Source organism: Streptomyces rugosispiralis (assembly GCF_024505145.1).
Lineage (GTDB): Bacteria > Actinomycetota > Actinomycetes > Streptomycetales > Streptomycetaceae > Streptomyces > Streptomyces rugosispiralis.
This window is the reverse complement of sequence record NZ_JANIAA010000001.1, coordinates 432,014-456,487: the sequence shown is the minus strand read 5'-3', so window position 1 is coordinate 456,487 and position 24,474 is coordinate 432,014. Positions and strand designations below refer to the sequence as shown.

Here is a 24,474-nt window from a genome sequence, read left to right as displayed (position 1 = left end):
GACGGCGGTCGGCGCGGCCTCGCGTGGTGTCAGCAGCCCACGCAACCGGCGCAGTCGAAGCCTCCGGCCGAGTTCTTGCAACACCGGGCGTTGCAGCTGCACTGACCGCCGTACTGCCTGTTGCACTGCCAGCACTGCGGCCAGCACTGCTTCACCTGCACGGCAGAGGCCTCCACCTGGGGAACGAACAGGCCGAGCAGCCTGCTGCCCATCGTGGTGAGCGTCCTGTACATGTCCACCCTCCTTCCGTCGAGTCCGGCCCGGCTCCGTGGACTCGGCGCGGGCCGGTGTTGGGTCGAGCCGGCAGACGGCGCCTGCCGACTCCGCCACCATCGCGATCCGGCGGGAGGGATGTCTTGTACGAATGCGACGCAAAGGAGACACGGCGGTGACGCCCCGACTCGGCGGGTCGGCCGCGCGCACTTACTCGGCGAGCAGAACGCTGGTGACCTGATCGGGCAGGAAATCCAGCGGGTCGCCGGGCTTGGACGACGCCCGGCGGGTACCGAACCGGCCCGGCGTACAGCCGACCCGGTCCTTGAAGGCCCGAGCGAAATGGGCCTGGTCGTAGTAGCCCGCGAGGGCCGCCGCCTCCGCCCACGGCAGACCGCCGTCCTGCAGCCGCAGCGCCTCCTGCAGCCGCAGCACCTGGGCCAACTGCTTGGGCGGCAGGCCGATTTGCTCGCGGAAGCGGCGCTCCAGCCGTCGGCGGCTCCATCCGGTCTCGGTGGCCAGGTCCCCCACGCGTATCCGGCCGTGGGTGCGTCCCAGCCGCCGCCATGTCCAGACCACCTCGGGCGCGCACTCCGGCCCGGCCTGGGCGCGGGCCGCGAACACCCCGTCGAGCAGGGCGAAGCGCGATGTCCAGTCGCGGCACTCGGCCAGGCGGCAGAGGAGACGGCCCGCCTCCCGGCCGAGGAGATCGGCCGGGTCCAGATTGTGCTCCGCCAGCTCGGCCATCGGCATGCCGAAGAAGCGGAACGCCGCGATCGGCGTCAGCATGACCGTCACGCCGGATAACTGGCCGGTGTGCTCGCCCAGCGTGGCGGTGGCCCGTAAGCCGTTGATCATTGAGGTTCCGGTGACGGACTGGCGCGGATCCACCGCGTCGGCGATGCGTAGCGGCTCACCGAACCCGAGCATCACCTTCACCACGCCGTCCGGCACCAGCAGTCGACATCGGGGCCGGCGCGCCCCGAACCGGAAGCCCCGGTATCCCAGCACATGCTCGCGGACGGCGGCGCCGGGTTTCCTGGTGATCAGCTCTCGCGAATCCGCCGTGGTCAATGAGGCCCTCGGCGAGTGCGTCTCGTGCATATTGCTTCCCCCTCGTGTCCGTGGATCGGTCACATGAGGCCCATCGTGTCCGGCGCGGGGAGACGGGGACCACAGGGATCAGGCCAATGCGGACGGCGGGGGCGAGCCAGTACACCGGCTACCCGTCGCCGCCCCGCTCCGCGAACCGGTCCACCAGCACGTCGAGCCGTCGTGACGCCTCCTGCCGGGGGAGGCGGCCCGAGCGCGTGAGGCTGACCAGGCCGTGCAGGGCCGACCAGAAGATCTCGACGAACAGAGCCGGATCGGCCGATCCCGCGATATCGCCGAGCGTGTCGAGCAGTGTCTCGAACCCCTCACGCAGCGGCACCGGCGTCGCCTCGTCGGCGAACGGCAGACCGGTGTCGAGGAGGAACATCGCGTCGTAGAGGGCGGGGTTGCGCTCGGCGAAGTCGACGTACGCGTCGGCGAGCGCGGCCACCGCGGCGCGCCCCTCCGGCCCGTTGGCCACCGCCTCCCGCATCGTGGCGGTCAGCTCGGCGAATCCCTCCAGGGCCACCGCCCCGACGATCTCGCGCTTGCCCCGGAAGTGGCTGTAGAGCACGGGCTGGCTGTACTCGATGCGCTCGGACAGCCGACGGGTGGTGACGGCGTCCCAGCCGTGGGCCTCGGCGAGTTCACGAGCCGCCGCGACGATCAGCTGGTGGCGGTGGGCCCGCTCCCGTTCCTTGCGTTCCTGTAGGGACATACCCCGGATCCTAGCAGTGCTAGACATTCGAGCGGCACTCTGTTTAGCATCGCATGGAAATCTAGCAGCGCTAGAAGCTCGCTCAGGGGCTCAGGAGGAGACATGCAGCACACACTCGCCATCGTCACGGTTGTGGTCGTCGGCTTGCTGGTGGGCGTCGAGTTCGCGGTGGCGGCCTTCGTCAACCCGATCATCAGCCGGCTGCCGGACAACGGCGGCCTCGCGGCCCGCGGCGACGGGGCGCGCATCCTCGGCAAGGTGATGCCGTTCTGGTACATCGGTGCGGTCGTGCTCAGCGCCTTCTGGGCTGCCCTGGCGAGGGGCGACGCGGGGGCGGGGATCATCGTCACGGCCACCGCCCTGCTCGTGCTCAGCGTGCTGATGTCGATCGCTCTGCTCGTCCCGATCAACTCCCGCGTGGCCCAGTGGACCGAGGACAGTGTCCCGGCGGACTGGAGGGAGCAGCTCGGCCGCTGGGACCGGTTCCACTATCTGCGGGTCGGTGTCATCATCGCGGCATTCGTCCTGCTGGTCGTCGGCATGGCATGACGCCGCGACCGGGGATGCCCCGCGGCGTGTGGCCGGACCGCCCGACCGTGGCGGTCCGGCCAGGTGCCGGACTCCAGGTCAGGCCCCGGCCGCGGACCGCCCGGTCGCCTGACGGCAGGCGCGTACGTAGTCCAGCACCAGGGGACGGTGGTCGTCGGCGCGCCGGGCGAGCGCGTACTGGCTCGGCGAGATGCCGCGCACCGGCCGGGTCACGACGCCGCCCAGGGTGATGAGCGGCGCGTTCCCGCCGGCCAGCAGGCAGACCCCGCGCCCGTCCACCAGCGCCTCGTACGTCTCCTCGGTGCCGGCGATCTCGGCGCCGACGACCGGTGGCCTGCCGTCGCGGGCGTCCGTGGCGAGCCAGTACTCCCGGAGCGGCCCGGCGCTCGGCGGCAGCGCGAGGAACGGCTCGTCCAGCAACTCGGCGAAGTCGACCACCTCCCGGGCGGCCGGCGGATGCCCCTCGGGCAGCGCGACCAGACGGGATTCCCGGGCCACCACCACCCAGGTGTAGCGGTCCGGATCGGGAATCGGGAGCCAGACGAAGGCGACGTCGCTGGAACCGTCCGCGAGCCCGGCGGTCGGATCCTCCCAGCTGACCTGGCGCGGTTTCATACGGGCGACGGGGTGTGCGTCGGTGAACCGGGACCTGATCCCCGGCAGCAGACCGCCGCGGCCCGGACTGGTGCTCATCCCCACGACGAGCGTGGCCCGTTGCCCGGCCTTGGCCTGCTCGACCGCGTCCCGCGCGGCGTCCCATGCGGTGAGCACCTGCTGGGCGTGCGGCAGCAGCGCGGCGCCCACCGGTGTGAGCCGGACACGCCGAGACGGTCGGGCCCACCCGGCGGATGACCCGGACCGCCGGGGGCACGGAGCCGGGCGACCCGGCGAGGGCCGCGGCGGTGATCCTGGCCGCCCTGGACGCCGAGCGGACACCGCTGCGGCTGCCCCTGGGCGACGACGCGGTCGACGCGGTCCTCACCCACCTCGACGCCATCCGCTCCGACGTCACCACCTGGGAGAAGACCGCTCGCGACACCGCCTACCCGCGGTAGACCCGCGGCAGGCGGGATGTCCTGGAGCGGCGGAGCGAGGCTCAGCGCCCGGTGCTGCCGTCGATGAGCTCGCGCAGGATGTCCGCGTGACCCGCGTGGCGACCGGTTTCCTCGATCATGTGGGTGAGTGCCCAGCGAACACTCGGTGCCGGGCCCGGACGCCCCGGCCGGGGCAGTGGCGCACCGAGATCCGTGCATTCGTCGAGCACCTTGTTCGCCCGCTCGACGGTCGCCCGGTAGCGCGTGACGACGTCGGAGACGCTGTCCTCGGGGGCGGGCCGGAGCGTCGCCTGCCAATCGGTGACCCGCTCGCCGAGGAATGTCGCCCCCTCGACGGCGATCAGATGGTTGAGCACGCCGAGCAGGCTCGTGCCCGAGGGCACTGCCGGCGTCCGGACCTGTGGCTCCGCGGCTCCGTCGACCTTCTCGGCGATCGAGACGCGCAGATAGCCGAGGAATCCGCGCAGGACGTCCGCTTCGCTGTTCGCGGTGCGGGGCGGAGGGGTGTCCTTGCGACGGGAGGGGGTGGGCACGGCGTACTCCTTGTGTGGCGCGCGTTGGGGCGGCCCTCGGCTTCGGAGGAGCCAGTCTCGGCGCAGCCGTCACAAGGTGGCGAGAAACATTGCCGTTTCGGCAAGCCGGCCTCGAGGGTTCATCGTTGCGGGATGTGGTCCGTTTCCCGCTGGGCGGCGTACCAGCCCAGTGCGCGCACCATGGCCTTGTGCGGGGTCGGCGGGAGCAAGGGCGCGAGGGCGCCCCAGGTCTCGTCGACGAGTGTGCGGGCCTCGGCCACGCACGCGTCGACAGCTCCGCTGCGCATCAGCAGCTCGGACGCTTCCAGCGCACCGGCGTCGGAGCGCTCCCGGAGGGCGTCGCGCAGGCGCTGCCGGCCGGTCGCGTCGAGGAGACCGGTGGCGTGGGCCACGGGGTAGGTGACCTCGCCGTTGCGGAGGTCTTCGGCGGGGGAGCGGGTGGTGATGCCCCGCTGGTGTTCGTCGCGGGTGCACTGCCCGTACAGGTCGGCCACGTCGTCGGTGATCTGGTAGGCGATGCCGACGGCCTCGAAGTACTCGCAGATCGCGGCCAGTTGGGGCTCGTCGGCGCCGCCGAGGATCGCGGAGACCTCCGCCGTGCTGCGCACGAGCATGCCCGTCTTCAGCCGGTGGGCGGTGCGGATCTGGTCGAGGAGGGCGCGGGCGTCACCGGTTGCCACGGCTTCGTCGAACGCGGTGTGGTGCCCGGCGAGGTCGAGGGCCTGACCGGCGTGGGCGGCGCGCAGGTCCCGCAGATAGAGCCGGTAGATGCGCAGCATGGTGCCGGGGTCGGCCTGCGGGACGCGCTGGATGAGGGCGTCGAAGGTGTAGTAGCCGAGGGTGCCGGCGGTGATCGCGGGAGCGGTGCCGAAGACCTCGTGGACGCTCGGACGGCCGCGCCGGGTGGGGGAGTTGTCCTGGATGTCATCGATGACCAGCGCCGAGACATGGAGGAGCTCGGTGACCGCGGTCAGCGGCCGGTAGGGCTCGGGGTCGGCGTCGAGAAGGCAGAGCACGGCCGCGGCCACGTACGGGCGCCACGAGCGCCCGGGGTTGTCCAGCAGGTGCAGCAGGGGAGCGGCGACCCCCTGGTGGAGGCGGATACGGGCGGCGGTGTCCAGGCCCGTTCGCTCGCCGATGCCGGTGAGCAGCCCCAGCGCGGTGTCGTCGGTGGCATCGCCGGAGTAGAGCGCGGCGGCTTCCGCACGGGCGATGTCGTGGGTGCGGCGCATGTAGTGCTCGATGTCGCCGATGGTGTTGGTGGGAAGCGTCTGCAGGAACGCCGTACCGGCCACGGGCACGGTCCCCATGACACCGCGCACGGTGGCGGGGCTCTCCCACAGGGCGCGTCCGACGAGCAGCGTACGGACCTCGCCCGCCGCCGCCGGAGCGATCACCTCGACCTCCAGGCCGAGGTCGGGGACGCTCACGCGCACGGCCGTCGGGTAGGTGTTGAGGGTGGCCAGCGAGGTCCAGTGGCGCACGGGCCGCCAGTCCACGTCGTGGTAGCTGACACCGCCGTCCGGGGCGACCGCCGTGGCGCGGGTGAACTCCAGCGTGGTGGCACCGGTGACGGGATCGGTGCTGCGCGCGTGGACGCAGCTGATCTCCCAGTCGTTGCCGAGCTGGATGCCCGCCCATTCCCAGGTGTGCTCCGGCGTTCCCGGGGCCCGCTGGACGTCGTAGTAGGTGCTGCCCCAGTCCTGCTCGAACCAGGCGTGCCCCGCCAGCCGCTTCCGGCTGCCGTCCGCGTGGCGCAGGGTCCCGTGGGCCCGCAGCCGGGGCACGAAGTACGACGTCATCGTGTCCGCCCCGGTCGGAAGCCGACCCGGGTAGCGCCCCTCGGCGTCGAACTGCGGGACCGCCGCCTTGAGGGGGGTGAGGACGAGTTCGAAGCGTTCCTCGTCCTGGAAGGCCAGGCGGTAGCCGCCGTCCTCCTCGCGGCGCAGCGCGGCCGGCTCCCCGAAGGAGATGTCCAGCGTCGCGGCCGACTCCACCACCGGCTCGGCCAGCATCCGGTCGGGCAGCAGCGGGCCCTCCGCGAGGGACTCCGTCAGCGCCTCGCGCACCCGGTGATCCAGCGCGGTGTCGCCGCGGAGCGCGTCATGGACCGCGCGGTGCATGGTGGGCGACATCCAGGCGCGGTGGGAGACCCCCGCCGGGCCCGAGCACGTGGACACCAGGCCGTACCCGGGACGGGCGGCGCGGTCCCGCACATCGTGGTGTTTCAGGAAGCTGACCATCCACGTGTACGCGTCGCCGCTCTCGTCGCGCAGATGCCCGTTGAGATACCACGCTTCGGCGCCGGCCGAGGGATGCGGCGCGCCGAAGGGCGCCGGGGCGGTGGTGTGCCGCGGTGCCGGCCGCGAAGGGCGCTGGGCCACGGAACGGGACGGTGAGCTGGTCATGTCCGAAACCTAGACGTCCATCGCCCGCTCACCGGGTTCCCTCGCACCGGCCCCACCTCATCGGATGAACGCACAGCCCGGATATCGGGTCGTCACCGTGCCCTCCACGCCCCCCGGCTCGTTATAGCGGAACGCCAAGGGGAGGAGGCCCTCGATGGAGGTGACCGGCGTGCCGAGCCCTACCAGGGCTTCGACTGGGAGACCTACCAGCGGTTCTGGGACCTGGCCGGCCGGCTGCGCGAGAACGGCCGGTCGGTCCTCGTGGTCTCCCACCTGGCCTACGACGCCGAACGTCTCGATGTGTTGTGGCGCCTGGAGGGCGGCCTGCTGCACGAGCGGACCACGGAGCCCACCACATGACACCCCTCCGCGCCATACGCCGCCACCGCCCCCTGTTCCTGACCGCGGCCCGCTACGCGCTCATCGAGCATCTGCGCAACCGCTTCGCCATGGTTCGCATCGCCCTGTTCATTCCCGTGTGGACCGCGCTGGCCTTCTGGTCCGTGCCCGGCACCCCCACCCGCTTCCGGCTGCGCGCGACCGGGCACCCGCTCACCCCGCACGGCAACCAGCTCACCGAGATCACCGGTGCCCTCAACGCCGTCACCCTGATCATCGGTTTCATGATGTTCGCGGCCTCCTTCACCGGCGGCCACTTCGACCGCCGACTGGCCCTGGCCGGCTACCCCCGCAGCCATCTCGTCCTCGCCAAGCTCACCTCCCTGGCGCTGGCCTCCGCCGCGGTGGCCGCCTACGCGACCGCCCTCACCTGCGCCTTCTGGAGACCCGAGCAGCCCGCCCTGCTCGCCGCGGCTCTCTTCTGCGCCGGTGTCACCTATGGCGCCCTGGGGGTCGCCTTCGGCTCACTCCTGCGCCGCGAAGTGGAGGGCATGTTCGCCATCGTGATGACCAGCGTCATCGACCTCGCCCTGCAGAATCCGCTCTACAGCTCCAGCTCCGACGGCGGCGTCGTGCGCTATCTGCCCTCCTACGGCGCGATGCAGGCCGCCACCGGCGCCGGGTTCTCCACCACCCCGCTCCCGAAGTACCTCGCCATCCAGGCCGGATGGTTCACCGCCGCCGCACTCGTCGCCCTCCTCGCCTTCCACTTCCGCACCCGCAACACCCTCGGCACGCACCGGCGCCCGGTTCGTGGCCGGACGCCGATGCCCGCCACCTCAGCCCGGTGAGGTGACGGTCCGGCCGAGGTGGCGGGCGAAATCCTGGGATCGGCTGCCACCAGCGGCACCCCGATCGCGGTGCCCATGTCCAGACCGAAGTAGCCGACCGGCTCGCCCGCCGCCATCGCCCGCCGCATCGCGGCGATCTCCCGCTCATCGACCGCCGTACGCGGCGGCCGCCGTGGCCGGGACCTACCCGGCCCAGGCGAAGGTGGCGGCGCCACGCACCCCCTCGAAGACGACCGTGTCGCCCACCTTGTGGGCGCCCCGGCCCGCGTCCCCCGACGGGCGGCCGTTGCGCCAGGCGATCCGCCCGTCCACGGCGATGGTGCGGTCCTTGTGGAGGAGGGGAACCGCGACCCGGCCGGCCGTGCCTTCCGGCGCCCGGACGGTGAGGACGAACGAGTCGTCGCCCGCCCCGCGCCGCCACCGCACGGACAACGTGCCCGCCGGCACCGGGACATCGCCCTGTGCCCAGCCCAGGTCGACCGGATCGGGCTCCACCGCCCACCTGCGGTAGCCGTCGGCGAGCGGCCGGACGCCCAGCACGTTCATCGACAGCGCGGGCACCGCGGTACTCCAGGCGTGGGCCATACCGACGTGTCCGCCCCAGGCCAGTGAGGTGCCGGGCCGGGGCACGGCCGGCTTCCCGTCGGCACCGGCCTCCTCCCACGGGGTGCCGGGACCCGTGCGGATCATGTGATCCCATGCGGTGCGGATCAGCCCGAGCGCCCCGGCGCCGTCCCCGTGGCGGAACCGGCCCAGGCCCTCCTGGGCCATCACGTACGGGGAGATGTACCGCGTCATATAGGGGTTGTCGGTGTGCCGGGTGGTGAGCGTGCCGTACGGACCGCTGAGGTGCGCGTCCAGGTAGGCGATGGCGCGCCGGGCCCGCGGGCGGTCGAGCACCCCGAAGGCGAGGGCGGCGGCGTTGGCATCGGCGGTGTGGTCGCGGCGCGGGTCGTCGGTGTTGAGCCTCATGGCCCCGGCCGCCGGATCCCACAGCCGGGTGAGGAGCGCGGCCCGGACCCGGTCCGCCCGGCGGTCGAGCGCCGCCGCGGCGCCCCGGTCGCCCGCCACGGACCGCTCGAGCCGGGCCAGTGAGCGCAGCGCCGCGTAGTAGGCGGCGTTGGTGGTGGCGTCGACACCGGTGGCCCGGTCCGGGGTGTGCCAGTTCTGGGCGGGCAGCCCGTCGTAATCGGCGGTCCGGAACAGCCCGCCGTCGGCGTCCGTGGCGTGTTCGCCGAAGAACCGCAGGGCGCGGCGTGCGACGGGCAGGAGCGGCCTCACAAAGGCCCTGTCCCCGGTGAAGCGCAGGTAGTCGGCCACGCTGACGACCCACAGCAGGGTGAAGCTGTCGAGCCTGACCTTCCCGGCCGCGCCCGGCGGTTCGAACCCGGCCGGCGACCCGTCCGGCGGGCCGGGGTCGCCGGGCTCGCACGGCACGTCGATCAGGCTGGTGGCCGGAAGCGTGCCGTCGGGCCGCTGCTGGCAGGCGAACAGGTTGATGGTGTCGCGCAGTACCCGGCGGTACGCGCCGCCCTGCTGGTACGCGGCCAGGGCCACCAGCTGGACGTCGCCCGCGTACACGGTGCGGTCCCGCTTGGGGCCGTCCATGACGACCCACGGCCGCCCCACGGCGGTACGGCGGCCACGGGCCGTCGACAGATCCAGGCCGTAGGCGCTCGCGTACCAGGCACGGTTGAGCACCGGGTCGCTGGAGAGGAAGTGCCCGTCGTACGCGCCGGGGAAGGTCGTCTGCCGCACCCGTACGAAGTCCAGAGCGAGCGAGCCGGGTCCGTCCAGCGTGATCGCGACGTACCGCTGGGAGCCGCGCAGACCGGGGCTGCGCAGCACGGTGGATCCGCGCGGTGGGGCGTAGACGTCCGCCCGTCCGTCCGGGTCGTCGTCGGTGCCCAGGGACCGGCCCCCGTAGAAGAAGCCGTCGGGATCGGGATCGGCGTCCCCGGCCGGGCCGAGGTACTGGCGCGCCTCCGCGTACGACGCCCTGATCGGCGCGCCCGACGCGCGCCGGATCCCCAACTCGACGTAGCCTCCCGCCAGTACGCCGAGGTCGATCACCAGCCGCACGCCCCGCGGTGCGGTCGTGGTGAGGACCGCTGCCGCGCCGTCCTCCCGTAACGCCCCGTCGGCGTCGGTGACGGTGCCGCCGTCTCCTTCGACGGTCACCGATGTGGGCCGCACGAAGGTGCCGGGGACGCGGAGCACCTGCTGCCGCCAGGCCGGGTCCATGCCGACCGGTTCCCGGGACAGGGCCACTGCCCGGTCCCGAGGTCCGGCGGCGAGAGTCCCGGAGAGGGTGGCGGCGAGGCAGGCGAGGACCATCATTGAACGAGTCATTCGGTGCGATTTCATTGTTTATGCTGTACGCATACGCTGAGTGGTGGTCAACGTTTGGCGGGGTGATGGCGGATGACATCCGGCCACGGCGAGGAGGCGAGCGCCGTGCGCGGCCTGGAACTGCTCTGGGGCCTGGGCGAGCGCCCCAACCGAGGTCGGCGCCCCGCCTTCACCCTTGAGCAGATCGTGCGCACCGCCGTCGAGATCGCCGACGCGCAAGGACTTGCCACCGTGTCCATGCGCCGGATCGCCGAACGGCTCGGCTGCACCACGATGTCGCTCTACCGGTACGTGCCCGGCAAGGCCGAACTGCTCGACCTCATGACGGATGCCGTGATGGGCGAAGTCCCCCTGGCCGATGCGGCGCCGGGCGACTGGCGGACCCGGCTGGAGCTGTCCGCCCGCGCCGACTGGGGCCTCTACCAGCGCCATCCCTGGATCCTGCGCCTCCCGGCCGGGCGCCCCGCCCTGGGCCCCCACGGCTTCGCCTGGTACGAGTCCGTCCTGCGGGTGCTCACCGCGACCGGTCTGCCCCCGGCGGCGCTGGTCCATGTGTTCGACCTGGTCGACGCCTATGTGCGCGGCGCTGCCCGCGACGCCCTCGACGCCGCCGCCGTCGAGCGCCATTCCGGCCTGACCGACGAGCAGTGGTGGGCCGCCCGCGCCCACTTCTGGGACGCCGTCTTCGTCCCGGCGCGCTATCCCGTGGTGGCGAGCCTCCGCGCCGCGGGTGCCCTGCATCATCCCCGCGACCGTGGCTTCGAGTTCGGGCTCCGGCTCGTGCTGGACAGCATCGAGACGTTCGTCCGGAACCAGCCCAATGCCCGCGACGAAACATCAGGCCGTTACGAAACTCTCTGTCCGCAGTGCGGCAACCCCGTCTCCCGCCCCGCTTCCACCGGCCGCCCTCGTACCTTCTGCTCCGACGCCTGCCGCCAACGCGCCTACCGCGCCCGCCGGGCCCGTCCGGCGTAGGAGGCCCGGTGCCGAAAGTCCAGCCAGGAGTGGCGAAGCAAGACCGGATCATCTCGACCACCGAAAGCTCCGCGGTCCCTTCGCCGCGCCCGCGGCTACGCTCGTCCCCGTGATGCAGTCGTGGAAAGACCACGTCATCCGTCATCCGCTGTGGGGCGCGGTGGAGTTGACGTTCGCATGGCACACCGTGCTGCTGCTCTTCGCCAAGGTGATCCTGCCTCCGCTGGCGCCCTCCTGGTACCCCGATCTCGGCGCCACCCTGGTCAACGCCGGCTGCGCCACGGGGGTGTGGCTCGTGTTGTGGCGGTGGGGATGGCTGCGCGTCTCCGGGGTGGCCGCGCTCGGCCGCCCGCGCGGCTGGTGGCTCGCCGTGCCGATGCTGCTGGTCGCCTGCTCGTACACCGTGGCGGGCCTCGAGGGCAGTGCCACCGTTGCGGTCAGCGGCCTGGTGTCGTTGCTGTGGGTCGGTATCAACGAGGAGATGTACAGCCGGGGACTGGTCCAGCAGGCCCTTGGCCCACTCGGCCCGGTGCGCGCGGCCGTCGGCGTCGCCGTCCTCTTCGGCGCGGGGCACATCCAGAACTTCCTGTTCTTCGGCGACCCGCTCGACGACACCCTGTGGCAGCTGCTGTCCGCCGGATTCTTCGGCTTCACCTGCGCCGCACTGCGCTACGCGATCGGCTCGATCTGGCCGATGGTGATCGTCCACGGCCTCGACGACTTCTTCCAGATCCACTCTCCCGGCTCGGCCCCGGACTGGTGGCAGGCGAGCGTGTACGCCTTCCACTTGATGTACGGCCTGTGGCTGCTGCGCCGGTATGGCGCCAGAGGTGCGCACGCACCTGCCGAGACCGCGCGCACCGGCCCCGACGAGACGCCCGGAACGGGAGTGCGGCGGACCGGGCCGCGTTGAACATGCCCTTCGCCCCGCCACGCGATGGCTGGTCCTATGAGCGCTCATGAATCAACTCGGGGTGTCTGGAGCGGTGTCCGCGGTGGTGAGGGACGCCGTCCGTGGCGGGCGTACTCGCCGGCCAGGGCCCGGAAGGACTCCTTGGGCTCCCAGTGCCAGGGAGAATCCGGCTCCGACGGACGGTCCCGGATCACTTTCACCAGGCTGTAGGCGGCCATGTCCAGGTCGAGTCGCGGGTCGCGGCGGTGTGGGGCGTCGGGCGTGACGAAGGTGTAGGCCATGGCCGCGTACAGGTTCATCGACTCGAACACGCCGAACACATCGGTCAGATACGCCGCCTGTGTGTGCTCGCTGCGCACCAGCCCCTTCTTGACCCGCGGGGGCGTCTTGTCATAGTCGACGACGTCCCAGGCCATGCCGCCCAGGCGGGGTGCGTCCTCGAAGGTGCAGCAGCCGAACTCGGTGATCGCGAGCGGCTTGCCGTGACGCTGGTACTTGCGCAGCTCCTTGACGTGCCCGGCGCGGTTCGGATACCAGCCGTAGTAGTCGATGCACACCAGGTCGAACAGGTCCCAGTCCACGTCCTCGTCCTGTGCGGCCCCGTACGACAGCGGCCCGTGGAAGACCGAGCGGCCGACGGTGGCGGCCCGTGCGGTGAAGCGGCGCAGTCGCCGAGCGGTCTTCACCGGGTCGTAGTTGCCCTTGACCAGGTTCTCGATCCGCTCGGTCGCGGTGGCGCCGGGCACGATCCCGGGGACGAACAGCAGGAACTCGCACCCCACGTTCAGATGAACCCGCACACCCTGCCGACGCAGTCGTTCGGCGAACCGTCCGGTCTCCGCGAGGTGGTCGAGGATGCCCGAAGCGGGCACATCGCCGAGGGTCGGCTCCAGCCAGACACGCAGTCCGTTCTCGGCCGCCTCGGCCGCGGTGCGGGTGAGCCGTTCGACACCATCGCCGGTGATCTTCACCGTGTCGGCGTGCAGTTGGTGGCGGATCGCCCGCAGGTCGGCCCGGGTACGAGCCGCGCTCCACGCCGTCGCAGGCGTCTCGCCCTCGCCCACTTCGTAGACGACCCCGCGATAACGCACCCCGCCCGGCCGGGCGTCCCCCGCCCGCTCCCGATCGGCCGGGGCGCGTGGGCTGTCGTGCCACTCCGCCGCGGCGGCGTACCCGGCGGGCAGTGCCGCGCCGACCGCGACGGCCCCCGCGAGCCGCAGAAACCGCGCCCTGCTGACCTGAGCTGCACCCATCTCGTTCTCTCCCGTCTTCCGGATGGGAACAGCCTGCGGGGACCACCGGGGTCGGCACCATTCGCCGATGGTCCACAAGGAGATGGCGGGAGTCAGACCGATGGCCAGGGGACGTCTGGCCGGTTGGCCGATGTGCCGCCCTTCGCGGTCCGCATACCCTCACCTCATGAACAACGGCCTCGACCCCGCCCTCCCGGCCGGGCACACCCGGCGCGACCGGGCGGTGGACGCGGTCGTCTTCTGCCTGGCCGTCTTCCTCGGCATGGTCGTGCTCGGAGTGGTGAAGGAGCAGGGCGATCTGCCGGGGTGGGCGGCGGAACTGGACCCGCTGCTGGGGCTCGTGGCCTGCTGCGCGCTGTGGTGGCGGCGCGGTTTCCCGCTCGCCGTGGCGCTGATCGGGCTGCCCTCGGTGGCGCTGGCGACCAGCGCTCTGCCCGCCGGTGCGGTGATCGTCACCAACCTCGCGCTGCGCCTGCGCTGGCGGCAGGCGCTGCTGATGCTCGGCGCGTACGTGGTGTGCATGGTGCCCTCTCCGCTGCTGTCGGGAGCGGCTGACGACCTGTGGTTCGACGCGGCGTTCTCGCTGGCCTACCTCCTGGCCGCCTTCGCCTCGGGCAACGCCCTGCGGTCCCGGCGGCTGCTCGTCGAGCGGCTGCGCGCGGACGCCGAGCGGGCTCGGGCCGAGAACGAGCGCCGGCTCGCCGACGCCCGCCGTGGCGAACGCCAGGCCATCGCCCGCGAGATGCACGACGTGCTGGCGCACCGCATCTCCCTGCTCTCGGTCCACGCGGGGGCGCTGGCCTACCGCACCCGGCAGGCGGAAGCGGGCGCCGGTCCCGCGCTGAGCAGTGCCGAGGTCGCCGAGAGCGCCGAGGTGATCCGGGGGAACGCGCATCAGGCCGTGGAGGAGTTGCAGGAGGTGCTGCACCTGCTGCGGGCGGAGGGCGGGGGAGAACCGGTGTCGCTGCTGCCACGGATCGCGGACATCGACGGTCTGGTCGCGGACGCCCGCGCCACGGGCCAGTCGGTGGACTTCCGTACCGAACTGGCCGCCGATGCCGTCCGCGGCCTGCGGCTGCAAATGCACCGCACCGCCTACCGCGTGGCCCAGGAGGGCCTGACCAACGCCCGCAAGCACGCGCCCGGCACACCCGTCAGCGTACGTCTGGCCGGAGGGCCCGGCGGCGGTCTCACGGTGGAGGTGCGCAATGGGCTGCCCGCCGCGCCACGCGCCGACGGGGCGGTGCCGGGCACCGGCGCGGGTCTGACCGGGCTCGCCGAACGCGTCCGTCTCGACGGCGGCACCCTCGACCACACCGCCGCCGACGGCACGTTCACACTGCGCGCCCGGCTACCGTGGCCCACGAGGTGACGCGATGATCCGAGTGCTGCTGGCCGACGACGACCCCCTGGTGCGGACCGGGCTGAAGATGATGCTGCGCGGGGCGGACGGTATAGAGGTCGTGGGGGAGGCGTCGGACGGTGCCGAGGTGACCGCCGCCGTCCGTGAACACACGCCCGATGTGGTCCTCATGGACATCCGGATGCCGGTCGTGGACGGTCTCGCGGCCACCCGTGAGCTCACCCGCGGCGGTGCCCAGTCACCCCAGGTGATCGTGCTGACCACCTTCGACGAGCACGGCCTGGTGCTGGAGGCGATGCGCTCCGGCGCCGCCGGGTACCTCGTCAAACACGCCGTACCCGAGGAAATCGTCGAGGCGGTACGGCGGGCGGCCGGTGGCGAGCCCGCGCTGTCGCCGTCCGCCGCGCGTGCCCTCATCCGGCACGCGGCGGGTGGGCCGGGCGGGCCGGACGACCGCGCCGAACGCGCCCGGCAGCGGCTGGCGTTGCTCACCGAACGCGAGCGCGAGGTGGCCGAGGCGGTCGCCGAGGGCCTGTCCAACACGGACATCGGCACTCGCCTGCACCTCTCCCTCGGCACGGTCAAGGCCCACCTCTCCAGCGCCCTGGCCAAACTGGACCTGGACAACCGCGTCCAGCTCGCCCTCCTCACCCACGATGCCCACCCGCGCCCCTGACCGGACGGCGTACGGATCCGGCCACCGGGCTTCGCCACCGGCGTCAGGGCTGACCGGTGAGGATCGGGGTCTGCCAGTTCCGCCATTCGGCCAGGTTGCCCGCCTTCTTGCCGGAGACCCTGATCACGCCGGGGTCATCCCCCGTCCGCAGCAGGAACTTCCGGATGTTCTGCTGCAGGGGAGCCTTCCACTCGGACCGGACGGCGCAGTGGTTGGCGTCCTGGATGTCGGACCAGTAGCTGATGTCGCTCCCCGCGCCGAGCGCCTTGTAGACCTCCGCTCCGCCCAGGGCCGCCACGCTCCCGGACCTGGCGCCCAGCCAGTCGATATGCGGGTTCTCCATGATGAACAGACCCCGCGGCGCGACCATGGCCACGATCTCGTGGGAGTCCACCGGCAGCGTGGCCGGGTTGCCCGTGAAGGCGCCGAACGCGTCGCCCAGCCACGGCTGTTCGGAGTAGGCGCTGCTCAGCGGCTGTGCACCGCTCTCTCCCGGAACCCCGCGGTAGATGGGGAGCCCGGCGGTGCCCGACTCGATCGGCATGGTCAGGGCGATGCGCTGGTCGAACGCGCCGACCGCGAAGGCACCCTTGCCGTACCGCGAGCATCCCGTGACACCGATCGCGTCCGCCTTGAGAATGCCGCCGCCCGACTGCTCGATGACGTCGATGATCCGGCTGGCGCCCCAGGCCCAGGCCATGAGCAGCCCCGTGCTGCTCGATGAGCCGTAGACGCTGTAGAACGCGCCCTGCTTGTTGTTCCGTGGAGTGCCCTCTCTGCCGACGGCGAGGGGGTCGTAGGAGATGACGGCGGCGCCGGAGGCCTTGATGGTGGCCGTGTCCGCCCCGAACCCTCCCAGGACGACCACGGCCGGGAACGGTCCCGGGCCACTGGGCAGTTCGACCTTCGCCGAGAAGCTGGAACTCCTGCCCTGATCCGTCACGTTCACGGTGATGCTGGTGCCGGAGACCGTACCGGTGACACTCGCCGGCTTCGGGTGCTTCTCGCCGTAGACGAACCGCTCCGCCAGCTTCTTGATCTCTGCCCGTCGGCACCGCCAGTCGGACTTGGCGGTGACGCGCGTACCGTCCAGCCTGATGAAGGGGTCGGGCAGTTTGGAGTTGGCGGTCCCGGCGCCCGGGGCGGGCACCGCGCAGTCGGCTCCGTCGTCCTCGACACCGGGCTTGATGCCGGGACCGGCTCCGAGGCTGTCGGCGGCGCCCGCCGGTGCGTCGAGGGCGGTGGCGGCCAGGCTCGCCGCGGCCAGGAAGACCGCGGCCGCCCACGCCCGGCGCCGAGGATGATGAACGCGCATGGAGGACCTCCATGAAGGGGCACGCGGTCGCGGCGGGCCATGGGGCTACGGGGTTATGGGAGCTATGGGAGCGCTCCCACTGTAGGAGCGGGCCGAGGGGCCGACAACGCCCGGAGTGCGGGACCGTGAAGTTGGCCGTTTTTCCGCCGTCGCGGTCGCTCACCAGTCATGCGGATACCAGGTGGTTGTAGCGGCTCCGGAAGAACAGCAGGGGTGACGCCGTGCTGTCGGCGTCGAGGTCATTGACCCGCCCTATGACGATGTAGTGGTCACCGGCGTCGTGCACGGCTTCGATCCCGCAGTCGATCCAGGCGACCGCGCCGTCGATGACCGGGTCTCCGTGCGGCCCCGGCCGCCAGGCCACCTCGGCGAACTTGTCGCCTCCCGGCACCGACAGGGCGCGGCAGATCCGCTCCTGGCCGGTGGCGAGGACGTTCACGCAGAAAGTGCCGCGTTCGGCGATGACCGGGAACGTCGATGACGTCTTGCCGGGCAGGAACGCCACGAGCGGAGGGGTGAGCGAGACGGAGGTGAACGACGCGACGGTCATGCCCACCGGCCCGCCCTGCGCGTCGCGCGACGTGATGGCGGTGATGCCGCTGGGGAAATGGCCGAGGACGGCCCGGAAACGCGTGGTGTCGGGGCCCGGTTGCTGCGAACTCGTCGATGTAAGCATGCTTACACAATAAAAGCATGCTTAGGAATAATGCAAGCATGCTGATGTTCCGCCCCCGTGGGCCGTATGCTGTACAGGTGTCCAGCGCTCTCCCCTACATCAACCCGTTCGACGACGGTCGCTCGCCGGCCGGGGCCGCCGCAGGCATGGACGAGGCGTCCTCGCTGATCGATGCGGTCTTCCGGCTCGAGCGGGCGGTCACCAGGATCGGGAACACCCGACTGCGTCCGTGGAAGATGACGCTGTCCAGCTACACCGCCCTGCGCATCCTGGCCAATCAACCCCATCTCAGCCTCGCTCAGCTGTCACGCCGCTGCTATGCGCGGCCGCAGACCATGACGCGGATGGTCACACAACTGGAGAATCGCGGATTCGTGGCCCGCGCCGCGCATCCGGAGAGCGAACGGGCGCTCTCGCTCCAGGTCACCGAGGCGGGCCTGGCCGCCTTGGAGGAGATGAGCGACGAGGTTCTCAAGATCAGCGACACATTGAACGCCACACTCGGGCGGGACGACATCGCCGCCACCGACGGCCGCCTGCGGCAGGCGGCGCTCGTGGTGGAGAACGAACTCCGGGACATGGGCCGCCCGGAGGAGTAGACGCGCGGATGACCGACCCGCGGGGGAGCCCCCGCGGGTCGGTCCCCGGTCCGCGCGGTGTGGTCAGGCCGGATGAGGCGCCGACGCGGCTTCGGCCGCGGCGGTGTGTCCGGCCGCGCGGCCGAACACCGCGGCGCGCATCAGGGCGGCGCCACCGGGATAGTCGCCGTAGAACAGACCGCCGATGGCCTCACCCGCCGCGTACAGGCCCGGCACCGGCGCCCCGTCGGCCCCGAGGGCCCGTCCGTCCTGGTCGATCCGGATGCCGCCGAAGGTGAAGGTGAGCCCCGCGACGGCGTGGTAGGCGACATACGGCGGCCGGTCGAGGGGCGCCGCCCAGCGGGACTTCGGCGGGGTGATGCCGGACGTGCCGCGATCCTCACTGATGGTGTCGCCGGGCGCGCAGGCGTTGTTGAACGTCTGCAGCGTGTGCGTCAGCCGGTCCGCGGGCACCCCGATCCGCTCGGCGAGCCCGACGAGCGTTCCGGTCGGCCGCCATGCCCGGCTCGAAGTCCTCGGTGATGGAGGTCAGGTCGTCCGGCCCGTCATAGCGGAACAGAAACAGACCGCCGGAGAAGGCCGCGTTCCCGCCGACGTCCTCGCGGCCGCCCTTCTCCAGCAGCACCACGCGGGCGCCGGCCTCCCGGGCGGAAATCGCCGCGGAGAGGCCGGTCAGCCCGGCGCTGGCGACGACGATCGTGGGCGTACGGGTATGCGTCACTGGTCCTCCTTGATTCATGCTGCTGAACCGGTATGCGTGGGTCGGCGCGACGGTGGCGCGCCGGACGCGGGCTCTCGCCCCGCGTCACCAGGTGAAGGTGAGCGGATCGCCGGGGCGGGCCGTGCTCGGCACGCGACCGGTGTGCCGGACGAACCCCTTGCCGGGCACACCGATCTCGCCGGTGAGCCAGTTCGCCGTCTCGATGAGGCGGGGCAGATCGATACCGGTGTCCACACCGCACAGTTCGAGCATCTGCACGGCGTCCTCGGTGCACAGACCCCCGCCCTGGGCACCGGGCATCGCCGGATGGCCGCCGCTGCCGGCGAGGGAGGTGTCGATGGCGCGGACGCCGAGTTCGAGGAGCGGGAGCAGGGCCGCGAGGCCCATGCCGCGGCCGTCGTGGATCTGCACGGTCAGGTTCCCGGACGGTACGTGGGTGAGCGCGGCGCTGACGAGTTCGCGGATCTGGGGCGGTGCCGCGTAGCCGGAGGAATCCGCGAGGATCCAGTGCTCCACCCCGATGTCGAGGAGCCGCCGGGCCAGCGGCTGGAGATCCTCGCCGGTGCGCGCGGGGCCGGTCGGCCCACCCCAGGCGAAGATGACATACGTGCCGAGCAGGATCTCCTTGTCCGCGGCGTACGCGGCCATGCGCTCCAGCTCGCGCAACGAGTCCGCGGTGGACCGTCCGATGTTGGCGCGGGCGAACTCCTCGTCGGCGGAGAGCAGGAAATGCGCCGTGTCGGCTCCGGCGTCGACCGCGCGGGCGAGCCCGCGCGCGTTGCCGACACAGCAGCCGAGGCTGAGCCCGGGGACCCGCGGCACGCGGGCGAACACCTCCGCGGCGTCGGCGAGACCCGGTACGAGGTCGGGCCGGACGAAGGAGGACAGCTCGAACTCGCGGACACCGGCATCGATCAGGCGCCGCACGAGTTCGATCTTGACGTCGGTCGGGACCGCATGGTCCTGGAAGGTCAGCCGGGGCGCGATCTCGCGGATGCGCACTCCGTCGGGCAGGGACATGGCGGTTCCTCAGACGTGGCGGGTGGGGGTGAGCCCGGCGGCGAGTGCGTCCCAGGCCCCGACGCGGCCCTGGTCACGGAGCTGGTGTTTGCGCACCTTGCCGTTCGGGGTGACGGGAAGCCGGTCCACGACGCGGTAGTAGCGGGGGACCATGAAGTGCGGCATCGAGCGGTCGCAGTGGGCGAACAGCTCCGTGAAATCCAGCTCGTGGCCGGGTTCGGGTTGCACGACGACGAGGACCTCGTCCTCGCCCAGCTCCGACGGGGTGCCGATGGCGGCGGCGGCCAGGACGCCGGGACAGGCGAGCAGAACCGATTCGATCTCGTGGGAGGAGATGTTCTCACCCCGGCGGCGCAACGCGTCCTTCTTGCGGTCGATGAAGTAGAAGTAGCCGTCCTCGTCCGTGTAGCCCAGGTCGCCGGTGTGCCACCACAGATCCTTCATGGTCGCGAGCGTCGCTTCGGGATCGCGGTGGTAGCCGGAGAACATGATGTCCGGCAGGCGGGGCCGGTACACGATCTCCCCGGCCCGGCCGGGCGCGGCACGCTGCCCCGACTCGTCGTGGATCTCCAGAACGGACGATGCGGTGGGCAGGCCCAGCGAGCCGACCTTCCGGGCGCCGAGAGGGTTGTAGAGCACGTTCTTGATCTCGGTGAGTCCGTAGCCCTCGACGACATGGACGCCGAAGCGCTCCTCGAACGGATGCAGCACTTGCGGCGGGGCGGGCGCGGCGAACACCTTCGTCGCCCGGTGGTCGCGATCACGGTCGGACGGAGGCCGCGCCAGGAGCATCGGCAGCACGGAACCGAGCGCGTTGAACTGGGTGACCCGGTGGTCGCGCAGCTCGTCCCAGAACCTGCTGGCGCTGAACCGGCGCCCGAGGACCAGGGTCGCCCCCGCGTAGAAGGCGTGCAGGGATATGTTGATCTGCGCGGCGCCGTGGAACAGCGGCAGGCAGGTGTACAGCCGCTCATCGGCGGTCGTGGCCATCTGCGCCGCGCACTCGCGCGCGGCGACCAGCGGCATCAGATGCGGGTGGACAACTCCCTTGCTGCGCCCGGTCGTTCCGGACGTGAGCATGATCGCGACCGGGTCCCCCGGCGCGACGCGGGGGAGCTCCACCCCCGGGCCGCCGGCCGTGAGCAGGTCGTTCCACGTCCGTACCGTCACTCCGGGCGGGGTGCGGCGGTGGCGTTCGCCGTCGAGCAGGACGACGGTCTCGAGGGTATGCGGTACGTCCGGCAGCTCGGCGACGAGTTCCAGCAGGGCCGCGTCGGTGACCAGCACCCGCACGCCGGTGCCGCGGAGCGCGTGGTCGAGGAAGGAGCCCTTGTAGGCGATGTTGATCGGGACTTCGACGGCCCCGGCGCGGGCCGCTCCCAGCCAGGCGAGCAGATATTCGGGCCGGTTGGGCAGGAAGATCCCGACCGAGCTGCCCGGGGTGGCGCCCGCGGATATCAGACCGCGTGCCACGTCGGTGACCGCGGCGTCGAGCGCGCCGTAGGTCAGTTCACTGTCGTCGAAGACGAGCGCGGGCTTGTCGGGGCGCAGTGCGGCGCGGGCGGCGAGCAGCCCGCCGACCGTGCCGTCGGCGAGATCGGAGAATCCCTCCAGACCCGGGGCGCCATTGCCCCGGGCGACGGACGCCGTCATGCCAGCTCCTTCTTCGCCCGGGCCAGGAAGGACTCCAGCGACGGGTCCCAGGTCGCTTCGGCGCCCGTCGTCACCAAGAACGCGTCGACTCCGAGCTCCCGGTACCTGCCGAGGGTGTCCAGGACGCGCTCCTCGGTGCCGACGAGCGCCTGGGAGTTGGCGAAGCCGCCCAGGAGCTTGGTCAGCCCGGTCCAGAAGCAGTCGTCGTGCAGCTCGTGGTCGGTGAGGGCGAGAGCCCGTTGCCGTCCGACGGAGGTGTCGGTCGACGACGAGCGCAGGAAGGCCGGGGTTCCGGCGGCCTCGGCGATCTGCCGCTCCACGGCCCGGGCCCGGGCCCAGGCGTCGTCGTCGGTGTCACCGATGAACAGGCGCAGGCTCAGCGAGAACCGCATGGCGCGGCCGTGGCGTTCGGCCGCCGCGGTGACCCGGTCGATGCGCTCCTTGGTACCGGCGAGCGGTTCTCCCCACAGCATGTACAGGTCGGCGTGGCGGGCGCCGAAGTCCACGGCGTCGGCGCTCTCGCCACCCATGAAGATGGGCACCTGGCCCCGCACCGGCTTGGTCCGCAGCTTCACCGCCTCGGCCGTGTAGTACTCGCCGTGGTGGTCGAAGGGTTCGGTCTCGGTCCAGGCGCGGCGGATGATGTCGAGGTACTCGACCGCCCGCCGGTAGCGGTCGGCCTTGGGCAGGTCGTCCGACTCGCGGCGCAGGTCCTTGTCGGAGCCGCCCACGACCACGTTGATGGCGAGCCTGCCCCGGGCGAGTACGTCGAGGGTGGCGAAGTAGCGCGCGGCGGCCACCGGCGCCATCACGCCCGGACGGTGCGCGACGATCGGCGAGAACCTCTCCGACATCGCCAGCGCGAAGGGCGCGGTGGCGTGGTTGTGCGGCCAGGTGGCGGAGTACCCGAGGAGGACCCGGTCGATGACCTGCGAGCGGTCCAGTTCCTGGATCCTGGAGATCATGAGGTCGGGGTCGGTTTCGCCGGTCTCGAGGGGCTGCAGCCCGGTGAGGAATTCGACCATGGCGTTCTCAGCTTTCTGTGTGGGGTCCGTTGGGGGACGGTGTCCGGTGGGCGAGCCAGGCCTCGTGACGGGCGAAGTGGTGTGGCCGCCGGGTCCGCAGCTCGGCCCGGGCGGTGGCCAGCGCCGTGCCGGCGAGCGTCATCTCGGCGGAGACGTCCCACTGCCTGCCGGTGTGCCGCTCGATCCGCGCCAGGACGTCGACGGGCCGCCCGACCGGGACCGGGCGGAGGTAGCGGACCGTCAGCGACTTCGTGACCAGCCGCGGTTCGAGCCGCAGCGCGACCACGTTGAGCGCGTCGTCGAACACCGCGGCGGTCCAGCCGCCGTGTGCGACACCGGGTCCGCCGTGCCAGAACGGTGGGCACACGACCTCGAACCGCACCGCGTCGTCCCGCACACCGGCGATCTCGACGCCCAGGCGGCAGGCGTCGTGCGGGGCGCAGCCGCCGCACAGGAACCGGCCCGAAGGGGAGGGCTCGATCGTGAAGGCGTCGGGGTCCTCCATGAAGGCGTCGGGGTCCTCAGACACCTCCGGCACCCGCGGCCTCCTCGCGCAGGGCCGCCACCACCGCTTCCGGTACGTCGATGGCGCCGTGCCGGAGTGTCTCGTCCCGGCGGGCCGCCGAGCGGTCGAACGGCATCCGCACCGGGCGGCCGTCCTCGACCGGACGGGTGGCGCGGACCGATTCCGCGAAGGCCACGACCCGCCGCCGGTAGTCGTCCGGGTCGGTGAGCACGCCGGGGTCGACCAGCACGACGAAGAAGCCGCAGTCCGAAACGCCCGGCGGGTCGGCGGCCGCCCCGGTCATCATGCCGAGCAACTGGACGACCAGGGCGAGCCCGGAGCCCTTGTGCGCGCCCCATACGCCGAACGCGCCCTCGAGTGCGGCGGCCGGGTCGAGCGTCGGGGCCCCGGCCGCGTCGTAGGCCTGGCCGGGGGCGAGCCTCTCGCCGAGCCGCGCCTTCAGCCGCACCTCCCCGTACATCACGGCGGAGGTGCCGATGTCCCAGATGACGGGAGTCGGGGTGGCCGGGAACCCGAACGCGATCGGGTTGGTGCCGAACCGGGCTTCGGTGCCGCCGTGCGGTGCCACCACCGCCGGTCCGCTGCCCGCGATCATCCCGGCGAGTCCGGCGGCCGCGGCCTTCTCCAGGTAGTACGAGAACATCCCGGTGTACCAGGTGTTGTGCGCGCCGACGACCGCGACCCCCTGGGCGCGGGCCTTCGTCATGGCCAGCCGCAGCGCGTGCATGCCGACGAGGTAGCCCACCTGGTCGCCGCCGTCCACGGTGGCGGACACCGGCGTCTCGGCGACGACCCGGATCGGCCGCGGCACCGCCTCGGTTGTGTGGATGCGCTCCGCTATGGACAGCGCGCGGGCGAGCCCGCCGAAGGACAGCCCGCGCAGCTCGCAGTCGAGCAGATGATCGGCGATGGTCTCGGCGGCCTCGGCGGAATGCCCGCAGGCCGTCATCGCCGCCATGACGAGCGCGCGGGCGTCGGGGAGGGACAGAGCCGTCATGAGCCGACCTCCACGGTGAGGAAGCTGGGGATTCGACCGTCCATAAGCATGCTGAGACAGTATAAGCGTGCTTACTAAATAGCAAGCATGCTGATACCCCGGAAGGCTGTCGATGGAGGGTGCGCGCAGGGCGGCGAGGGGTGTGCCTCCGGGGGCCGTCGGCCGACCCCCGGGGCGGAGGTCACATCACGGCGTCGGTCTGGAGCGGGCCCGCGGTGACGCGGAGTGCCCGGACGCGAACCGGGTCTTCCTGGTCGAGATAGAAGATGTGCATGAACGGGGCGCGCACCACCTGGTCCGGAGCGCTCTTCTTGGCCATGGTCGCCTCGCCGCGCAGCAGGCGGACGCCGTCGCCCGCGGTCCAGAACTCCAGAACCTCGTGGGTGATGTTCAGCGGCTCGTCGATCTTGACGAAGAACGCCTTGATGGCCTCGGCGCCATGGATATGCGCGGTGCCGAAGTACATCTCGGTGTCCTCGGTGAGCGGCGCGAAGCCCTCGTCGAACTCCAGGGTGTCGATGGCGTCCATGAACTTCAGGACCCAGTCGGGGACGGATGTCGCGTGTGCGGTGTCTGTCATACCTAGTAGCGTAACGCTACTAGTTTCGATTCGCTACTAGTCTCCTCGGTCGCGTCGCCCTCGGGCCCTCGG

Annotated in this window: 24 protein-coding genes and 2 pseudogenes; 9 read left to right on the top strand and 17 right to left on the bottom strand. The window is 71.8% G+C overall.

Translation table 11 applies throughout. The features are described from left to right. Positions 1-423: 423 nt before the first annotated feature. Both NP777_RS02015 and NP777_RS02010 read right to left on the bottom strand, forming a co-directional pair. A complete protein-coding gene (locus tag NP777_RS02015; RefSeq protein ID WP_256648235.1) occupies positions 424-1,317 on the bottom strand; it encodes a helix-turn-helix domain-containing protein in 894 nt (297 codons plus the stop codon). Between the two features lie 118 nt (positions 1,318-1,435). After that, the gene (locus NP777_RS02010) at positions 1,436-2,023 is read right to left on the bottom strand and encodes a TetR/AcrR family transcriptional regulator (protein ID WP_256648234.1); all 588 of its coding nucleotides are present in this window, start codon (positions 2,021-2,023) and stop codon (positions 1,436-1,438) included. 102 nt (positions 2,024-2,125) lie between these two features. On the opposite strand from NP777_RS02010, the gene NP777_RS02005 reads away from it, so the two are divergent. Then, positions 2,126-2,572: a DUF1772 domain-containing protein gene (locus NP777_RS02005; protein ID WP_256648233.1), complete on the top strand. Its 447-nt coding sequence runs from the start codon at positions 2,126-2,128 to the stop codon at positions 2,570-2,572. Positions 2,573-2,650: 78 nt separating this feature from the next. Here the strand turns inward: NP777_RS02005 and NP777_RS02000 are convergent. Further along, positions 2,651-3,406 (bottom strand): annotated as a pseudogene (locus NP777_RS02000) (LysR family substrate-binding domain-containing protein); the annotation flags it as partial. A 14-nt stretch (positions 3,407-3,420) separates the two neighbouring features. On the opposite strand from NP777_RS02000, the gene NP777_RS01995 reads away from it, so the two are divergent. Beyond that, positions 3,421-3,627 carry a hypothetical protein gene (locus NP777_RS01995; protein ID WP_256648644.1) on the top strand — a complete coding sequence of 69 codons (207 nt, stop codon included), beginning with the start codon at positions 3,421-3,423 and terminating at the stop codon, positions 3,625-3,627. Positions 3,628-3,668: 41 nt separating this feature from the next. On the opposite strand, the gene NP777_RS01990 is transcribed toward NP777_RS01995, so the two are convergent. Both NP777_RS01990 and NP777_RS01985 read right to left on the bottom strand, forming a co-directional pair. Next, positions 3,669-4,160, bottom strand: coding sequence for a DinB family protein (locus NP777_RS01990; RefSeq protein ID WP_256648232.1), 492 nt, complete (start codon positions 4,158-4,160; stop codon positions 3,669-3,671). Between the two features lie 119 nt (positions 4,161-4,279). Then, positions 4,280-6,568, bottom strand: coding sequence for a polyprenyl synthetase family protein (locus NP777_RS01985; protein WP_256648231.1), 2,289 nt, complete (start codon positions 6,566-6,568; stop codon positions 4,280-4,282). Positions 6,569-6,742: 174 nt separating this feature from the next. Between NP777_RS01985 and NP777_RS01980 the strand changes: the two are divergent. Next, positions 6,743-6,928: pseudogene (locus tag NP777_RS01980) on the top strand (ABC transporter ATP-binding protein); the annotation flags it as partial. Continuing rightward, complete coding sequence (locus NP777_RS01975) at positions 6,925-7,758, top strand: ABC transporter permease (protein ID WP_256648230.1); 834 nt, start codon at positions 6,925-6,927, stop codon at positions 7,756-7,758. The pseudogene NP777_RS01980 and the gene NP777_RS01975, both read left to right, overlap by 4 nt. Before the next feature lie 183 nt (positions 7,759-7,941). On the opposite strand, the gene NP777_RS01965 is transcribed toward NP777_RS01975, so the two are convergent. Continuing rightward, the gene (locus NP777_RS01965) at positions 7,942-10,110 is read right to left on the bottom strand and encodes an alpha-L-rhamnosidase C-terminal domain-containing protein (protein ID WP_256648229.1); all 2,169 of its coding nucleotides are present in this window, start codon (positions 10,108-10,110) and stop codon (positions 7,942-7,944) included. A 72-nt stretch (positions 10,111-10,182) separates the two neighbouring features. Between NP777_RS01965 and NP777_RS01960 the strand changes: the two genes are divergently transcribed. Both NP777_RS01960 and NP777_RS01955 read left to right on the top strand, forming a co-directional pair. Further along, positions 10,183-11,085, top strand: coding sequence for a TetR/AcrR family transcriptional regulator (locus tag NP777_RS01960; protein WP_256648228.1), 903 nt, complete (start codon positions 10,183-10,185; stop codon positions 11,083-11,085). 112 nt (positions 11,086-11,197) lie between these two features. Further along, on the top strand, positions 11,198-11,998 hold the full coding sequence (locus NP777_RS01955; protein WP_256648227.1) for a CPBP family intramembrane glutamic endopeptidase: 801 nt from the start codon (positions 11,198-11,200) through the stop codon (positions 11,996-11,998). Positions 11,999-12,042: 44 nt separating this feature from the next. Here NP777_RS01955 and NP777_RS01950 read toward each other — a convergent pair whose 3' ends face one another. Beyond that, positions 12,043-13,251, bottom strand: coding sequence for an abortive phage infection protein (locus NP777_RS01950; protein ID WP_256648226.1), 1,209 nt, complete (start codon positions 13,249-13,251; stop codon positions 12,043-12,045). Between the two features lie 166 nt (positions 13,252-13,417). Between NP777_RS01950 and NP777_RS01945 the strand changes: the two genes are divergently transcribed. Next, positions 13,418-14,623, top strand: a complete 1,206-nt coding sequence (locus NP777_RS01945; RefSeq protein WP_256648225.1) for a sensor histidine kinase — start codon at positions 13,418-13,420, stop codon at positions 14,621-14,623. 4 nt (positions 14,624-14,627) lie between these two features. Further along, complete coding sequence (locus NP777_RS01940; RefSeq protein ID WP_256648224.1) at positions 14,628-15,290, top strand: response regulator transcription factor; 663 nt, start codon at positions 14,628-14,630, stop codon at positions 15,288-15,290. A gap of 43 nt (positions 15,291-15,333) precedes the next feature. Here NP777_RS01940 and NP777_RS01935 read toward each other — a convergent pair whose 3' ends face one another. Then, positions 15,334-16,605, bottom strand: coding sequence for a glucuronyl esterase domain-containing protein (locus NP777_RS01935; protein WP_256648223.1), 1,272 nt, complete (start codon positions 16,603-16,605; stop codon positions 15,334-15,336). A gap of 166 nt (positions 16,606-16,771) precedes the next feature. After that, a complete protein-coding gene (locus NP777_RS01930; RefSeq protein WP_256648222.1) occupies positions 16,772-17,281 on the bottom strand; it encodes a flavin reductase family protein in 510 nt (169 codons plus the stop codon). Positions 17,282-17,358: 77 nt separating this feature from the next. Here NP777_RS01930 and NP777_RS01925 point away from each other — a divergent pair, with 77 nt between their 5' ends. Next, positions 17,359-17,880, top strand: a complete 522-nt coding sequence (locus NP777_RS01925; RefSeq protein WP_256648221.1) for a MarR family winged helix-turn-helix transcriptional regulator — start codon at positions 17,359-17,361, stop codon at positions 17,878-17,880. Positions 17,881-17,943: 63 nt separating this feature from the next. On the opposite strand, the gene NP777_RS01920 is transcribed toward NP777_RS01925, so the two are convergent. The 8 genes from NP777_RS01920 to NP777_RS01885 form a co-directional block, all read right to left on the bottom strand. After that, positions 17,944-18,333 carry an FAD-binding protein gene (locus NP777_RS01920; RefSeq protein WP_256648220.1) on the bottom strand — a complete coding sequence of 130 codons (390 nt, stop codon included), beginning with the start codon at positions 18,331-18,333 and terminating at the stop codon, positions 17,944-17,946. Further along, a complete protein-coding gene (locus NP777_RS01915) occupies positions 18,260-18,601 on the bottom strand; it encodes an FAD-binding protein (protein WP_256648219.1) in 342 nt (113 codons plus the stop codon). Before NP777_RS01915 ends, NP777_RS01920 begins: the two co-directional genes overlap by 74 nt. 84 nt (positions 18,602-18,685) lie before the next feature. Further along, entirely contained in the window at positions 18,686-19,621 is a 936-nt protein-coding gene (locus NP777_RS01910; protein ID WP_256648218.1) for a pyruvate carboxyltransferase, read from the bottom strand. Between the two features lie 9 nt (positions 19,622-19,630). Continuing rightward, complete coding sequence (locus NP777_RS01905) at positions 19,631-21,274, bottom strand: AMP-binding protein (protein ID WP_256648217.1); 1,644 nt, start codon at positions 21,272-21,274, stop codon at positions 19,631-19,633. Then, entirely contained in the window at positions 21,271-22,299 is a 1,029-nt protein-coding gene (locus NP777_RS01900) for an LLM class flavin-dependent oxidoreductase (RefSeq protein WP_256648216.1), read from the bottom strand. The genes NP777_RS01905 and NP777_RS01900 overlap by 4 nt, the downstream gene beginning before the upstream one ends. 7 nt (positions 22,300-22,306) lie before the next feature. Continuing rightward, positions 22,307-22,837, bottom strand: coding sequence for a PaaI family thioesterase (locus tag NP777_RS01895; protein ID WP_256648215.1), 531 nt, complete (start codon positions 22,835-22,837; stop codon positions 22,307-22,309). Beyond that, a complete protein-coding gene (locus NP777_RS01890) occupies positions 22,821-23,822 on the bottom strand; it encodes an Ldh family oxidoreductase (protein ID WP_256648214.1) in 1,002 nt (333 codons plus the stop codon). Before NP777_RS01890 ends, NP777_RS01895 begins: the two co-directional genes overlap by 17 nt. 181 nt (positions 23,823-24,003) lie before the next feature. Continuing rightward, positions 24,004-24,402 carry a nuclear transport factor 2 family protein gene (locus NP777_RS01885; RefSeq protein ID WP_256648213.1) on the bottom strand — a complete coding sequence of 133 codons (399 nt, stop codon included), beginning with the start codon at positions 24,400-24,402 and terminating at the stop codon, positions 24,004-24,006. Positions 24,403-24,474 lie beyond the last annotated feature (72 nt).

Excerpts from the sequence above, each read along its gene's own strand:
- NP777_RS01955 (WP_256648227.1), top strand. The coding sequence starts at position 11,198 with ATGCAGTCGTGGAAAGACCACGTCATCCGTCATCCGCTGTGGGGCGCG.
- NP777_RS01940 (WP_256648224.1), top strand. The coding sequence starts at position 14,628 with ATGATCCGAGTGCTGCTGGCCGACGACGACCCCCTGGTGCGGACCGGG.
- NP777_RS01960 (WP_256648228.1), top strand. The coding sequence starts at position 10,183 with ATGACATCCGGCCACGGCGAGGAGGCGAGCGCCGTGCGCGGCCTGGAA.
- NP777_RS02015 (WP_256648235.1), bottom strand. The coding sequence starts at position 1,317 with ATGCACGAGACGCACTCGCCGAGGGCCTCATTGACCACGGCGGATTCG.
- NP777_RS01975 (WP_256648230.1), top strand. The coding sequence starts at position 6,925 with ATGACACCCCTCCGCGCCATACGCCGCCACCGCCCCCTGTTCCTGACC.
- NP777_RS01945 (WP_256648225.1), top strand. The coding sequence starts at position 13,418 with ATGAACAACGGCCTCGACCCCGCCCTCCCGGCCGGGCACACCCGGCGC.
- NP777_RS01935 (WP_256648223.1), bottom strand. The coding sequence starts at position 16,605 with ATGCGCGTTCATCATCCTCGGCGCCGGGCGTGGGCGGCCGCGGTCTTC.
- NP777_RS01950 (WP_256648226.1), bottom strand. The coding sequence starts at position 13,251 with ATGGGTGCAGCTCAGGTCAGCAGGGCGCGGTTTCTGCGGCTCGCGGGG.
- NP777_RS01900 (WP_256648216.1), bottom strand. The coding sequence starts at position 22,299 with ATGGTCGAATTCCTCACCGGGCTGCAGCCCCTCGAGACCGGCGAAACC.
- NP777_RS01930 (WP_256648222.1), bottom strand. The coding sequence starts at position 17,281 with ATGCTTACATCGACGAGTTCGCAGCAACCGGGCCCCGACACCACGCGT.
- NP777_RS02010 (WP_256648234.1), bottom strand. The coding sequence starts at position 2,023 with ATGTCCCTACAGGAACGCAAGGAACGGGAGCGGGCCCACCGCCACCAG.
- NP777_RS01905 (WP_256648217.1), bottom strand. The coding sequence starts at position 21,274 with ATGACGGCGTCCGTCGCCCGGGGCAATGGCGCCCCGGGTCTGGAGGGA.
- NP777_RS01995 (WP_256648644.1), top strand. The coding sequence starts at position 3,421 with ATGACCCGGACCGCCGGGGGCACGGAGCCGGGCGACCCGGCGAGGGCC.
- NP777_RS01965 (WP_256648229.1), bottom strand. The coding sequence starts at position 10,110 with ATGACTCGTTCAATGATGGTCCTCGCCTGCCTCGCCGCCACCCTCTCC.
- NP777_RS01890 (WP_256648214.1), bottom strand. The coding sequence starts at position 23,822 with ATGACGGCTCTGTCCCTCCCCGACGCCCGCGCGCTCGTCATGGCGGCG.
- NP777_RS02005 (WP_256648233.1), top strand. The coding sequence starts at position 2,126 with ATGCAGCACACACTCGCCATCGTCACGGTTGTGGTCGTCGGCTTGCTG.
- NP777_RS01910 (WP_256648218.1), bottom strand. The coding sequence starts at position 19,621 with ATGTCCCTGCCCGACGGAGTGCGCATCCGCGAGATCGCGCCCCGGCTG.
- NP777_RS01885 (WP_256648213.1), bottom strand. The coding sequence starts at position 24,402 with ATGACAGACACCGCACACGCGACATCCGTCCCCGACTGGGTCCTGAAG.
- NP777_RS01985 (WP_256648231.1), bottom strand. The coding sequence starts at position 6,568 with ATGACCAGCTCACCGTCCCGTTCCGTGGCCCAGCGCCCTTCGCGGCCG.